The following is a 14807-nucleotide window of genomic DNA, read 5'->3' as shown; positions in this document are numbered from 1 at the left end:
CTTAGAATATCTCCAACCCGGGGATGGTTATTCAGATAGATGGAAATCGTGAAAATTTATCTCAACCGGCTTTTTAAGGTATAATATTACAAAAGGGGAAAGGAGAATGAAACATGAATACATACCCAAACACAAAGAGTACTATGGAGCTGATCAAGCAGTTGGTTTCAATACCAAGTCCTTCTGGTAACACGAATACGATCATTTCTTATGTAGAAGATTATTTAAAAGAAACAGGCTATGAAATGTACAGAAATCGCAAAGGCGGCCTGATTGTTACCATTCCAGGTGAAAATGACAGCAAGCACAGGATGCTGACAGCCCACGTAGATACACTGGGGGCAATGGTCAAAGATATTAAAAGTGACGGACGCCTGAAGTTATCAATGATCGGCGGTTTCCGCTGGAATGCAGTCGAAGGGGAATACTGTGAGATAGAAACATCTTCAGGAAAAAAATATTCCGGGACCATTCTCATGCACCAAACTTCTGTTCATGTATATAAAAATGCAGGTGAAGCTAAACGTGACGATGTCAATATTGAAGTCCGCATCGACGAAAAAGTGTCGAACCCGGCTGAAGTAAGAGAGTTGGGGATAGAGGTAGGGGACTTTATTTCTTTTGATCCTCGTGCAGAAATCACTGAAAGCGGTTATATCAAATCCCGCCATCTTGATGATAAAGCAAGTGTAGGCATGCTTCTTCAATTGATAAAAAAAATCAAAGAAGACAGCATCATTCTTCCATATACTACCCATTTCCTGATTTCCAACAATGAGGAAATCGGATATGGCGGAAACTCCAATATTACTGCTGAAACAGTAGAATACCTAGCAGTAGATATGGGGGCTCTTGGGGACGGGCAATCTTCGGATGAATATACTGTCTCCATTTGCGCTAAGGATTCAAGCGGCCCGTACCATTATGGATTAAGGCAGCACCTGGTCAATCTGGCCAAAGGCAATGCGATTGATTACAAGGTAGATATTTACCCTTACTACGGATCAGATGCATCAGCGGCGATCCGTGCAGGCCACGACATTGTTCACGGCCTGGTTGGCGCTGGCATAGACGCTTCACATGCCTATGAAAGAACACATGAATCTTCCTTGTATCATACAGAGAAACTTCTTTATCACTATGTACAGTCCGAAATGGTTGAGTAAATCCACAAAGAGAGGTTACATCGCTTACCGCGGTGACCTCTCTTTATTTTTGAATCTTTTTGTTAGAGAAATAAAAGCAGAGTGTGCGGGTTGAGGAATTGGTAATATAATGAAATTCGCTATAATTCGACTATTTTTGTTTATTGGACTTTTATAAGGATAATAAAACTAATGTAAGCTTCTTAAAGCTAAATACTAAACTTTTTAAAGGAGAGTGTTTAGAAGATGGCAAACAACAATAATAACAATAACAACAACGGTAAAATGTCGAGAGAAGAAGCCGGACGAATGGGCGGAAAAGCAACAAGCCGCAGTCATGATAAAGAATTCTATCAGGACATCGGAGAAAAAGGCGGAGAGGCAACAAGCCGCAGTCACGATAAAGAATTCTATCAGGACATCGGAGAAAAAGGCGGAGAAGCGACAAGCCGCAATCATGATAAAGACTTCTACCAGGACATCGGAGAAAAAGGCGGAGAGGCAACAAGCCGCAGCCATGATAAGGAGTTCTATCAGGACATTGGCAAAAAAGGCGGAAACCGCAATGGAAGCAACAATTCCTGATGAACGGAAAAAAGAGAAATAAAGAGATTATTAGAAGATCTGTGCCTGTTTCAGGCACAGATCTTCTTTACATACAAATGGCAGGTTTGCAGGAAAAAGAATGTGAATGTTGAAGTAATCTTAATAAGAAGATTTTTGACAAGGAATAATGAGGTGTAGGGATGAATAAATTGTTTTCGATAGGAAGTTTACCGAAAGGTGCACATAATTGTATAACGGATATTGAAGGGCTAAAAGTGGGTCATGTTACACTTTCAGAAAAGGGAAAAAATGGTGAGCGGGTACAAACAGGTGTCACTGCCATATTGCCTCATGGAGAAAACCTGTTTCAAACTAAAGTGAGGGCTGCAAGCTTTGTCATTAACGGGTTCGGAAAAACAGCAGGACTTGTCCAGGTTGATGAGTTAGGGTTGATTGAGTCACCGATTATGCTGACTAACACTTTCTCTGTCGGGAATATATGGCAGGGTACATTGCAATACATGTTAGAATCAACTCCTGAAATAGGGGAAAGTACAGGTTCTATCAACATAATCGTCGGTGAGTGCAATGACAGTTATTTGAATTCACCAAGGCTTCAAGCAGTACAGCCAGCGCATGCAAAGCAAGCGATTGAAGCTGCAGCGGCAGGACCGGCAGAAAATGGAGCTGTCGGGGCAGGGGCAGGTACAATGTGTCTCGGCTTCAAAGGAGGCATAGGTACTGCGTCGAGAGTAATTCATGCAGAGGATAAGGTTTTTACCATCGGTTGTTTAGTTCAGACTAATTTTGGAAAAAGAGAAGAGAATAAATATTTAGACCACAACCTGGTCCCGGCAGGTGAGAAACTTCCTGACGGATCGATAATGATTATTCTTGCTGTCGATATCCCGATGACAGACAGGCAATTAAAAAGGCTGTCCAAGCGGGCGGCTGTCGGTCTTTCCAGAGCAGGCAGCCATATCCATCACGGCAGTGGTGACATAGTCATTGCCTTTTCCACCCAGAATATAATTAAACATCAGAATGACGCCCTTTTTGAAACAGTCAGTATGATCAGAGAAGATCATCCGATTATGAATACCATTTTCCAAGCGGCTGCTGAATCAGTAGAAGAGGCAATCGTTTCATCCATTTACCATGCTGAAGAGACAGAGGGCCGAAAAGGAAGGATCGCTCGTTCTTTCAGAAAAAGTATTGGCCGCTGAATCTACACCAAAAAGCCTGTAGGAAAGAGTGCTCTTTTCCTTCTCAATTTACTGATGGTAATATAAAATAGAGATTATCTGATTTCAACACACTGTGAGGTTATTGAAAATGAATACATATGAACTGTTATCCTGTTTAAAAGTGAAGAAAACTTTTGGTGAACTTCCTTCAAATATTTTGAAACTGCACGTTGATTCACGTAAAGTGGATGAAGGAGACGTGTTTATTTGTACAAGAGGTTTTACAGTTGATGGACATGATTATGCCCAGAAAGCTGTTGAGAATGGAGCTGTTCTCATAATTGCCGAGAAGCAGCTTGATATCGATTTGGATAAGGCGGCAGTGGTCATAGTAAAAGATACGTTTAAAGCGATGGCTCAGCTGGTCAATAAATACTATGACTATCCTTCATTAAAGGTGAATGTCATCGGTGTGACTGGCACGAATGGCAAAACGACAGTCACAAATCTGATTCATTCTATATTGAGGAGGGGCGGACAGAGTTCTGCACTTTCAGGAACCATTGGGTTTGACTTGAACGGAGACCTGTTTCCCAGCGAGAATACAACTTGTGATGTCATGACAAATCAGGAGATGATCCAAAAAGCAATTGACCGTGATATTGACAATATGGTACTTGAGGTATCTTCTCATGGCCTTGCACTAGGAAGACTGTGGGGAGTTGACTTCGATGTGGTGACCTTCACCAATTTGAGTCATGACCATCTGGATTACCACAAGACAATGGAACACTATGGTTATGCAAAAGGACTTCTTTTCTCCCAGTTGGGCCAGGATCTTTCAAAACCAAAATATGCTGTTTTAAATAGTGATGATGAATGGTATGAGAGATACTCTAAAATGACGGCACATGAAGTCATCAGCTATGGGCTGGAAGCTTATGCTGACTTTAAGGCAGAAGATATTGAATATTATAATGACATTACAACCTTCACATTGCATTCCCCTGAAGGTGATTTCAAAGTTGAATCAAAGTTGCTGGGGAAATTTAATGTATACAATATCTTAGCTGCAATGGCGACGTTGTTTGCAAGGGGGATGTCCGTGCAGGAACTTGTGGATATTATACGTGAACTTCCTCCTGTCAGCGGACGAATGGAAAAGGTACATTCAGATGCTCCGTTGTCGATGTATATTGATTATGCCCATACACCTGATGCTATTGAGAACGCCATACAATCAGTACTTCCTTTTAAGGAGAACAAAATCATTTTCCTTGTTGGCACAGGCGGAAACAGGGATAAATCCAAACGACCGGCGATGGCTGAAAAGGCTTCGATTGCAGATTATGTGGTTTTGACAACAGATGATCCCCGTTACGAAAGCTACGACAGCATCGTGAATGATCTTGGCAAAGGAATGAAGCATGAGAATTTCGCCTTGATAGGCGACAGGGAAGAAGCTGTCAAACATGCTGTTAATGTAAGCGAACCTGGAGATATCATTATATTTGCAGGTAAAGGGCATGAGGATTACCAAATCATTGAGAATACTAAGTATCCCCACAGTGATAAAGAAATCGCTATCGAACACTGCAAGCAAAAATATGGAAAGTAACATTAAAAAGCCAGAGGCCGAATGCCTCTGGCTTTTTAATGAATTTACCCTGGAGTCTGAATAAGTGCGGAATCATTCCTGTGCTGCATTTCATAAATATGGGAAAGTTCTTCGGTCAGATCCTGAATGGAAAGAAGTTCGTACAGCAGGACGGTTTCAGTTGAGAAAAAATGGTGGTGGTCGGTCTCTTTTACATTTTTCAGCTCATCTTTAATATCCCAAAATTCTTCCAGCAGTTCTTTATATTTATGATAGTGTTCCTCCGAAATGTAATGCCGGGGATCCTGGATGATTTCTACAAGAGATTGAACTGCAACCAGGATTTTCTGTTGTTTTTCCTCGGCCCAAATGATATCGTGCTGGGGAAGAATCATCAGGTTACCCAAGTGATAGTGTATCTGTCTCAAGATGCTCATCTTTTTATTTTCATAATGGAAGACTTTCATATCCTGCCGGCTGTGACGATGATACTTCCATTCTTTACGCTGATAACGGCACAGCTTTTCTGTCAGGTCCATCGATTTATTGATTTCCTGAAACAGAAGGTGCGTCCTTCCTTCAGCTTTTTGATCGATTACGAGTTCCGTAATCCGGGTTTCAAGCAAATTGCCGGTCTTGATGAAAAGATTATGTGTCATCGTTGTAATTCTTGGTGAGTAGTTTGGCGGCAGGACGAAAATATTAACAAGTGTAGAAACGATCAGTCCGATGCTGGTACTGCTCAGCCTGGTGACAAATGACATAAGGTAATGGTCCGTCGTTGTGGGAATCATTGCTACCGCTGTGAGAGTCGCAACGAGCATCCCATCCTCCAGATGAAGTTTGTGGCAGATGACAATGGTAAAAAGAGTGGCAAGTGTATAGGTTACCGGGCTGTCTCCAAAGAAAAATGTAAACAAAATTGCCAAGGCTGCACCTATAGCAGAGGCTGGAAAACGAACAAGCCCTTTTCTTATAGAGTCTGCAGCAGTAGGTTCGACTGTTACGATTGCAGTAATTACGGCAAATGCCGGGGGAAGGTTGAGCCAATAACAAATTAAAGCCGTCAAAAAAACGGCTATTGCCGTTTTGATAACTCTGCCACCGATCAGTTTGAATTTCTTTCTGTTTTTCGTCATATGAATTTCTCCTTTACTCCTGACTACAGTATAAAAAAACAAGCTTCAGAAAGCAAAAGGCATTTGATTGAAGTGTATCTTTGGTATTAAAGTAAATGTGTTTTCGTTCCTCGATGGTAGTTTTCACTTATATGGTGAGTGATGGTACTTTCAAGATATAAGAGAATAATGAAGTATCTCACTCGAGCAAGCCTGAAGGAAATCGCCAGGGGAGTGAATAAGAAATGATGTATTCCGCTGGAGGAACGTAGGACATCATCGGGTAGAAAAGCAGTAATGATGTATCCCGCTGAAGGAACGCAGGACATCATCGGGTAAAAAAGAAGAAATGATGTACCTCGTTGGAAGAGCGAAGAACATCATTGGGTTGAAAGGCAGAAATGATGTCCCTCGCAGGAGGAACGAAGGACATCATCGGGTAAAAAAGAAGAAATGATGTCCCTCGCAGGAGGAGCGAAGGACATCATCGAGTAAAAAAGCAGAAATGGTGTCCTTCGTTGGAGGAGCGAAGGACATCAACGGGTAGAAAAGATGAAATGATGTCCCTCGCAGGAGGAGCGAAGGACATCATCGAGTAAAAAAGAAGAAATGATGTCCCTCGTTGGAAGAGCGAAGGACATCATGGGGTAAAAAAGCAGAAATGATGTACCTCGCTGGAGGAACACAGTACACCAACAGGCTACTACAAAAGAAAATGCTGCATTTCATCCCAGGCTGTTCTGGGAGAAAAACAAAAGACCACCGTGATTAATATTATCAATCACGGTGGTCTTTTTTATTGTATTAAACAAACATTCCTGCAATCGCTGCACTTAATAAAGATGCAAGCGCACCTGCAACAATCGCTTTTAGTCCAAGAGCGGCAATATCTTTCCGTCGGTCGGGGGCGAGGTTTCCTAATCCTCCCAAAAGAATCCCGAAAGAAGAAAGGTTCGCGAACCCGCATAGCGCAAAGCTGATAATCGCCGCGGTCTTAGGTGATAATTCCTCAATTTGAGGAGCGAAGGCTGAATAGGCAACGAATTCATTGATGACAATCTTTTGGCCGATAAAGTTACCGGCAATAACGGCCTCATCCCAAGGTACACCGATAGCAAATGCGAGCGGAGAAAAAATATAGCCGAGTATCAATTCCAATGAAAGGTTGTCCAGGCCAAACAGTCCGCCGAATAAACCCAGGATTCCATTAATTAAAGCAACTAAAGCAATGAAAGCCAAAAGCATCGCTCCGATATTTAATGCCAATTCCAATCCGACGGATGCACCTCTTGCTGCGGCGTCGATTACATTTGTTGATTCTGAATCTGTTTCCATTTCAAATTCTTTAGGTTCCGGCTTATCATCTGTTTCAGGGATGAACAATTTAGCCATGACCAAACCGGCAGGTGCCGCCATGAAGCTGGCCGCAAGAAGGTATTCTAATGGAACCCCAAGGAGTGAATATCCGATCAGTACGGAACCGGCTACAGAAGCCAGGCCTCCTGTCATGACGGCAAAGAGCTCGGATTCTGTCATCTTCGGTAAATAAGGCCGTACAACCAGGGGCGCTTCCGTCTGGCCTACAAATATATTGGCCGCAGCAGACATTGATTCTGCTTTTCTCGTTCCAAGCAGCCAGGAAAGGCCTCCGCCCAGAATGTAAATGAAAACCTGCATGATTTTCAGGTAATATAAGACTGAAATCAGGGAAGAGAAAAATATGACAACAGGCAAAACATTAAAGGCAAATACAAAAGCAATATTTGATTCCTCTGAAAATAAACCGCCAAACAGGAAGTTAATGCCTTCATTAGAATAGTTGATAATATTGTTGACTACTTTAGTGAATTCATTTAATGCTACTTGTCCCCAGTTCGTCTCTAGGACGATAAAGGCAAAGAACAACTGAATCGCCAATCCGCCCAGAACAGTCCTCCAGTTAATGGACCGTTTATGCTTGGAGAAAATAAAAGCGATGGCCAATACGGTTAAAATCCCGATGATACCCCAAATATACTGCAAACTTCTCACCTCGTATGTAATATTCTTGCTAGGATAGTAAGATTACTTTAAAATTTTCTTCATGTAAACCAATCTGTCTGATTAATATTGGTACACTTTTATTATGTAGTGTTTCATTTTTTTTATCCCACTTAGTGATGGTTTTGTTGAGAGGCTTTTACCGATCCATTTCGGTGATTCTATTTTGGAAAGGATAGTTGAAAATGAAAATCAGAAATAGCTTGGCAGGCGGCATTGAACGGAAGGTTTTTATTTATGAGAATAAGAAAGAAGAATACTTTATGGCAGCAATCCCTAGTCTGAATTGGTCTTCGGATTTCACTTACGAGACAGCAGATTTAAGAGAAATGCTAAAAGATTCGTTACAAGGAAGCGGTCTGGAAGAGGCTGAAGCAGAAGAAATCTCTGCTTGTATCTATAATTGGACGAGAGAGATGTAAACAACGGCTCATTACTAAGATATAATCACCCGGACCTATGTCATTAGCAGCTCTATTTATGAAACGCTGTTTTCTAAAAGGTTGATAATATTTAGTATTATTTTCTGTCCTAATTTAAAATGTGTCGATTGGAGCGGAAGGAGCGCGACTTCCTGCGGGAGTAGCGTGACAGGTGAGACCAAGGTTACGTACCCACCGGAACGTAACCCCGCAGGCGAAGCCGAGGAGGCTCACCGCACGCCCCGCGGAGTCGCGCTCCTGGAGTGGAAATCACTTTACTCTTTGTATAGCGACAAAATGAAAGGGGCCAAAAGAAGACACAATTAACCAATGAGTCTTCCCTCTTTATATTGCAAACAAACGGAGGAAAGAATATGATGAAGAGTGAGATTTTATAAATGAGAGGGTTTAATGAATGAATAGATTAAAGGAAGACGTTCTTTCCAGAAGAACATTTGCAATTATATCCCACCCTGATGCAGGGAAAACAACTTTAACGGAGCAGCTTCTGCTATTTGGCGGTGCTATAAGGGCAGCCGGTACAGTTAAAGGTAAGAAAACAGGCAAATTTGCCACTTCGGATTGGATGGAAATCGAGAAGCAGAGAGGAATCTCTGTGACCTCATCCGTAATGGCATTTGATTATGACGGATACCGGGTAAATATCTTGGATACACCTGGACACCAGGATTTCAGTGAAGATACTTATCGAACATTGATGGCAGTTGACAGTGCTGTCATGATTATCGATTCAGCAAAAGGGATTGAAGCCCAAACAATCAAGCTATTTAAAGTTTGCCGTATGAGAGGCATCCCGATTTTTACGTTTGTCAACAAACTGGACCGGCAGGGAAGAGAGCCTCTTGAGATTCTTGAAGAACTTGAAGAGGTTCTCGGTATTGAATCCTATCCAATGAATTGGCCAATCGGAATGGGGAAGGAATTTCACGGTATTTATGACAGGCATTATAATCGCATTGAACAATTCAGAGTGGAAGATGAAGAAAGATTTCTTGAATTGGATGAGAATGGGGAACTCGCCCAGGACCATGAGTTAAAATCATCTTCACTTTATCAACAAACCCTTGAAGATGTTCAACTGTTGAATGAGGCTGGAAATGATTTTTCTGAAGAAAAGGTTGCAAATGGCGAACTTACACCTGTGTTCTTTGGGAGTGCATTAACCAATTTTGGGGTGCAGACTTTTCTTGAAACCTATTTGCAATTTGCCCCGTCTCCGCAGCCACGTAAAGCAGATGTCGGCAAAGTGGACCCTGCTAAAGAAGAATTTTCAGGATTCATCTTTAAAATCCAGGCTAACATGAACCCGGCCCACCGAGACAGAATTGCATTCGTACGCATATGTTCCGGGAAATTTGAAAGAGGAATGAATGTGACTCTTACTAGGACTGGAAAATCAATAAAACTGTCTCAATCCACCCAGTTTCTTGCTGATGACCGGAGTACAGTCAATGAAGCAGTCAGCGGCGATATCATCGGCCTTTATGATACAGGGACGTATCAAATTGGAGATACAATCGTTGAAGGAAAAGAAATGATTCAGTATGAAAAACTCCCTCAGTTCACCCCGGAATTATTCATGAGGGTGACAGCCAAGAATGTGATGAAACAGAAGCACTTCCATAAAGGCATTCATCAGCTTGTTCAGGAAGGGGCCATCCAGCTTTACAAGACTTTGAGAACAGAAGATATCATCATTGGAGCTGTTGGACAGCTTCAATATGAAGTGTTTGAACACCGGATGAAAAATGAATACAATGTAGATGTCATAATGGAAAATATCGGTGGGAAAATTGCACGCTGGATAGAAAATGAATCAGATGTTAAAGAATCAATGTCCAGCTCCAGAAGCCTGCTTGTAAAAGACCGGCATGACCGCCTTGTATTCTTGTTCGAAAATGATTTTGCGATGAGATGGTTCCAGGACAAAAACCCTGATATCAACCTATACAGTTTATTATAAGGCCAGGCAGTTCAGAAGCAGTAAACAGAGGAGATATGTTTTCCTCTGTTTTTCTATGAGTTGAACTTTCTTTCAGTTGATGAAAGTGGTCAATAGTCTGCTTAACTGTTACACTTAGACAATAAAATAGGTAATAAGTTCTAAAAAATATGATGAATGGATGGGGGAAGAGTGCCGATGGAAAACACATGTATCAATTGCGGAATATCAATCCCTTTCTATGAAAGCGGTTTGTTGACTGTAAAAGGAAATGAAGAGCTGGACATCAGCAGTCTCTCATTTTCAGGAACAACTGAACCGGACAATAAATATCGCTTTATTTATAATGACTTCGATCAACTATTATTGATGCTGAAGGAATTTGATCCCATATTAAGCAGGGGAAGTTGGGGGGCAGGAATCTCAAACGGGAGAAATACCCCACGGGTCGTTCCTTTTCATGACTTTTATAAAAGGATGCATAAACGGGATGCAGTCGAATTTATCCAAACAGGAAAGCTTATCAGCCACTTTCAGCCAATAATCCAATTGCAGGATGACCAGCTTTTTGGGTTTGAGTCCCTGCTTCGCTCCGGGATGATAGGAAGGAAATTTCACCTGGTCTCTTATTTCAAACGGCCAATGAGACAGGCTTGCACTCCCTGTTAGACCAGAGAGCAAGAGAGGCAGCCATTCGCTGCCGAAAAGGAAATGTAGAGAACGGGATAAAAAGTTTCATCAATTTTCTACCCTCAACCATCTACAATCCGGAATTTTGCTTGAAACACACTTTCAGCATTGTAGAAAAGTACAAAGTAGATCCCTCAGACCTTGTCTTTGAAGTGGTGGAAACTGAAAAAATAGTGGATATCGACCACCTGAAAAATGTATTCGCTGTCTACAGAAGAGAAGGTATGAAAGTAGCTTTGGATGATGTAGGATCAGGATTTGCTACACTTGAGATGCTCGGCCAGATCAAGCCGGACTATGTTAAAGTAGATCGTTCCTATGTAAGCCATTGTGATTCGATTCGGGAAAACCAAGCATTCCTGAAGGAAGTCTCCCATATCTCCAAAGAGTTGGGGATCAAAGTACTGGCAGAGGGAATTGAAAGGAAAGAAGAGTTTGACTACTGTAAAACTGTGGGCATAGACCTTGCCCAGGGGTATTATATCGGTAAACCTGAAGAGAAAGCGAGGCAGCCTCTCTTGGTTTGACAGTTAAATGCAAAGAGTTTCAAGGAAGAGGATTGACGCCTCTTCCTTTTTATATGGTGGAAGTGGGATAGATTGGTATCTTTTTCATGAAATAATCTTATACTAAGTCTGTTTTCGTAAACAATTATTGGAGTGGAAGGCGAGAGTCTCCTGCTTGATGAGCGCCCGCCCTCTGAGTAGATACCAGGGATCGGGCAAAGTCATGCATATCACAGTGGGAGTCAACCAACCTTTTCCCAAAGCAACAAGGAGAAAGGGGAATACGTTGTCTTACACATACAGAAAGCTTAAATGTTGATAGAGAAGTGGACAAGAATTATAGTAAGTGTAACTTTAATAATACTTCAAAGATTGACTAAAGTTCTCATCGTTTTACAAGGGAAGGGGATTGTCCATGAAAATAAGCGATTTTTCAATAAAGCGACCGGTTTTTACGATTGTTACCATGTTTCTGATTCTACTATTGGGGGGCGTTTCGTTAGCAAAGATCCCTCTTAAACTAATACCTGATATCAACCCGCCGGTCGGCGTGGTAGTAACTACATACGAAGGGGCAAGCCCTACGGAAGTCGTGGAGAAAGTGACAAAGCCCCTGGAAGATACGTTGGCGACATTGCCTGGAATCAAAAGTATTCAATCCACATCACGCGAAGGGTCTAATTTCATTCTGCTGGAGTTCTCGTGGACTACCACGATTGATGAGATACAGGATGAAGTATTACAGAGACTTAATTCTGCGCCTCTGCCAGAAGATTCAGGCCAACCCCGCTTCCTGAAATTCGATCCGGCTCAGTTCCCGATCATCCAGGTTTCTCTAAAAGAAACTGATCAAGGCGAAAACCTTCAGGACCTTGCTGCAGATTTAGAACTCGAATTGACAAAAGCCGAGGGTGTAGCAAGTGTCAATGTATCAGGTGTTAGTCAGGAAGAGATCTCAATAGATCTGGATCAGGCAAAATTGAAGGAATTTAGGATTTCACAAAGTGATATCGTCAATACGATCAGGGCCAATAATATAACGATGCCGGGTGACACCATCACGACGGGTGAAAAGACTTTAACTACAAGGGTAGTCAGCCAGCTGCAAAATGCAGATGAAATTGCGGACCTGGTAATAGGGAAGAACCCACAGACAGGGAAAAACATTGTCCTGGATGATGTTGCCCAGGTGGAAAAGTCAGAACAGGAAAGCAATACAATTACCAGAGCCGATAGAAAAAATGCTGTACTGCTAAGCGTCTTGCAGGAATCAGATGCAAACACCACTGAAGTATCAAATGCCTTCCAGGAGAAGTTAAATGATCTAATGGAGCAGGATCGCTATCAGAGTATTGAAGCAGATATCCTGTTTGACCAGGGTGATTATATAAAAGATGCCATTGGCAATATTGCCAACTCCCTAATTATCGGGGGAGCTTTTGCAATGCTGGTGCTTTTCTTATTCCTAAAGAATATCAAAAGTCCGCTGATCATTGGCGTTGCTATTCCTTATTCAGTCATCGTTACATTTGTACTGATGTTTTTTGCCGACTTTGCCTTGAATATTATGACACTGGGGGCACTGGCATTAGGGATAGGAATGCTTGTCGATAATGCCATTGTCGTAATTGAAAATATATACAGGCATCTGTCGATGGGCAAAGATCCCAAACAAGCTGCCAAAGATGGTGCTAAAGAAGTGGGTACAGCCATTACTGCATCAACCCTGACAACCGTAGCTGTGTTTTTACCGGTTGTCTTCATTTCAGGTTTGATCGGCCAGTTGTTCACAGAATTTGCTCTAACCATTTCATTCAGTTTATTTGCCTCTTTAGTTGTGGCCCTGACCGTGATACCGATGCTTGCAAGCAGGATGCTCAAGACTCCCGGGAAGAACCAGGAAGCCATTAGAAGGCGCTCGAAATCAATGAACAGCTTCGAAAGAAGTATTCACTGGTCCTTGAAGCACCGATGGGCTGTGCTTCTGATTACTACTGTTTTCCTTGCAGGAGGTGCTTTCGGGCTAACGACAGTGGGGACTCAGTTCTTGCCGCCGACAGATGAAGGCTTCTTCAATATGAATATTAAATTAGAGAACGGCTCTTCGTTGGAAGAGACCAATAGTGTTGTCGAAGCAATTGAGGATGAATTGGAGAAAGAAGACAGTATTGATGTATTTGTATCTCTAACAGGAACGAACCAGGAACAGTCATTCAGAGGGCAGGCGAACCGCAATATTGCCGAGATCTATGTGAAGCTCAAGCCACTTGAAGAACGTGATCTCTCAGTTTTTAAGCTCGTTGATGAGTTGAAACCCCGAATTGAAAGAGCTGCATTGTCACAAAACAATTCAGCCACGATTGGGTTTAACTTGCAATCAACCTCGGGACAAAGCCCGCAAACCCTCACATTTAATGTAAGGGACACAAACAAAGAAAGATTGCAGCAAGCTGTTGAGAAAATAAATGAAAGCCTGCAGTCTGCTGACAATGTGACTGATGTAAAGACAGACCAGATGGAAATGATCCAGGAAGTCCAGTTAAAGGTTGATCGAGAAGAAGCACTTCAAGAAGGGTTGATGCCTGCTGGAATTGCCCAGACAGTCAATGACATAACCAGGGGAGTTCCTGCTGCCCAGATTGTATCTGAAAGCGATGAAGTGTATACAATCTTTGTCAGGTATGACAGGGAAATAACTGAAAATCTTGACAGTTTAAAGAAGCTGGAAATTCAAAATGCCCAAGGAGAATTTATTCCTTTGGACCGTGTAGTGGAATTCTCTATTGAAGACGGCCCTGTCAGTATTCAGAGGATTGACCAGCAAAGCTCGGTTCAATTCACTCTTAAATATTCATCAGAAACAAATTTGGGAGATATTTCAAAAGTCGTGGATGAAGAGATTGCTGAATTAAAACTCCCTGAAGAAACACAGGTTATCTTTTCAGGAGACCGTGAATTACTCGAAGATTCTATTGACGATATGGTCCTGGCCATCGGGTTGGCTGTCATTCTTGTCTATATCGTCATGGCTGCCCAGTTTGAATCATTTAAATATCCCTTTGTCATCATGTTCACCGTGCCTCTTATGGTAATAGGGGTAGCATTGGCGTTGACAGTAACCAGGACACCGATAAGTATTTCAGCTGTTATCGGAGTGATTGTATTAGCGGGAATTGTTGTTAATAACGCCATTGTGATTGTGGATTATATCAATCAGAAAAAATCTGGAGGGGTCGACAGCTATGAGGCGATAGTAGAAGCAGTTAAAGACCGTGCACGCCCGATATTGATGACGGCTTTGACAACGATCCTTGGCTTGCTGCCGCTCGCGTTGGGCATCGGGCAAGGTACCGAAATCAATCAGCCAATGGGCATCACGGTTATCGGAGGGCTGCTGAGCTCCACACTTCTGACTCTCTATGTAATACCAGTCATTTATAGCTTATTTGATAAAAAAACACGAAGAATGAAAAGAAAAAGAAGAGCATATCAATAAATTGTATTTTAAATTCTGTTATTTTAAATGATTATTAGTCCATAATCCTGCTGAAGTATATTAAGTGATGATTGGAATCGAATACCCCAAAAGGAAA

The 14807-nt window shown here is 42.1% G+C and carries 11 protein-coding genes; 9 read left to right on the top strand and 2 right to left on the bottom strand.

Features of this window, described 5'->3' with window-relative positions; all coding sequences use genetic code 11:
* The first annotated feature begins 113 nt into the window (after window positions 1–113).
* The 4 genes from M1E09_RS15615 to M1E09_RS15600 all read left to right on the top strand — a co-directional run bounded on the left by M1E09_RS15615 (window position 114) and on the right by M1E09_RS15600 (window position 4496).
* Window positions 114–1166, top strand: coding sequence for a M42 family metallopeptidase (locus M1E09_RS15615; protein ID WP_456271769.1), 1053 nt, complete (start codon window positions 114–116; stop codon window positions 1164–1166).
* 225 nt (window positions 1167–1391) lie between these two features.
* Complete coding sequence (locus M1E09_RS15610) at window positions 1392–1730, top strand: KGG domain-containing protein (RefSeq protein WP_456271768.1); 339 nt, start codon at window positions 1392–1394, stop codon at window positions 1728–1730.
* A gap of 161 nt (window positions 1731–1891) precedes the next feature.
* Window positions 1892–2917, top strand: coding sequence for a DmpA family aminopeptidase (locus M1E09_RS15605; protein ID WP_456271767.1), 1026 nt, complete (start codon window positions 1892–1894; stop codon window positions 2915–2917).
* Between the two features lie 109 nt (window positions 2918–3026).
* Window positions 3027–4496, top strand: coding sequence for a UDP-N-acetylmuramoyl-L-alanyl-D-glutamate--2,6-diaminopimelate ligase (locus M1E09_RS15600; RefSeq protein WP_456271766.1), 1470 nt, complete (start codon window positions 3027–3029; stop codon window positions 4494–4496).
* 44 nt (window positions 4497–4540) lie between these two features.
* On the opposite strand, the gene M1E09_RS15595 is transcribed toward M1E09_RS15600, so the two are convergent.
* Window positions 4541–5614 (bottom strand): aromatic acid exporter family protein, encoded by a 1074-nt coding sequence (locus M1E09_RS15595; protein ID WP_456271765.1) that lies wholly within the window; start codon window positions 5612–5614, stop codon window positions 4541–4543.
* Between the two features lie 783 nt (window positions 5615–6397).
* Window positions 6398–7615 carry a NupC/NupG family nucleoside CNT transporter gene (locus M1E09_RS15590; protein WP_456271764.1) on the bottom strand — a complete coding sequence of 406 codons (1218 nt, stop codon included), beginning with the start codon at window positions 7613–7615 and terminating at the stop codon, window positions 6398–6400.
* A gap of 203 nt (window positions 7616–7818) precedes the next feature.
* Here M1E09_RS15590 and M1E09_RS15585 point away from each other — a divergent pair, with 203 nt between their 5' ends.
* The 5 genes from M1E09_RS15585 (at window position 7819) to M1E09_RS15565 (ending at window position 14710) form a co-directional block, all read left to right on the top strand.
* The gene (locus M1E09_RS15585; RefSeq protein ID WP_456271763.1) at window positions 7819–8055 is read left to right on the top strand and encodes a YueH family protein; all 237 of its coding nucleotides are present in this window, start codon (window positions 7819–7821) and stop codon (window positions 8053–8055) included.
* A 415-nt stretch (window positions 8056–8470) separates the two neighbouring features.
* The gene (locus M1E09_RS15580) at window positions 8471–10039 is read left to right on the top strand and encodes a peptide chain release factor 3 (protein WP_456271762.1); all 1569 of its coding nucleotides are present in this window, start codon (window positions 8471–8473) and stop codon (window positions 10037–10039) included.
* Window positions 10040–10216: 177 nt separating this feature from the next.
* Window positions 10217–10687, top strand: a complete 471-nt coding sequence (locus tag M1E09_RS15575) for a hypothetical protein (RefSeq protein ID WP_456271761.1) — start codon at window positions 10217–10219, stop codon at window positions 10685–10687.
* Window positions 10672–11235 (top strand): EAL domain-containing protein, encoded by a 564-nt coding sequence (locus tag M1E09_RS15570; protein ID WP_456271760.1) that lies wholly within the window; start codon window positions 10672–10674, stop codon window positions 11233–11235. The genes M1E09_RS15575 and M1E09_RS15570 overlap by 16 nt, the downstream gene beginning before the upstream one ends.
* 394 nt (window positions 11236–11629) lie before the next feature.
* Window positions 11630–14710 (top strand): efflux RND transporter permease subunit, encoded by a 3081-nt coding sequence (locus M1E09_RS15565; protein WP_456271759.1) that lies wholly within the window; start codon window positions 11630–11632, stop codon window positions 14708–14710.
* The last annotated feature ends 97 nt before the right edge of the window (window positions 14711–14807 follow it).

It is taken from the genome of Bacillus sp. AK031, from assembly GCF_053903065.1.
The sequence above is the reverse complement of the archived record's forward strand: the minus strand, read 5'-3'. Positions and strand labels throughout refer to the sequence as shown.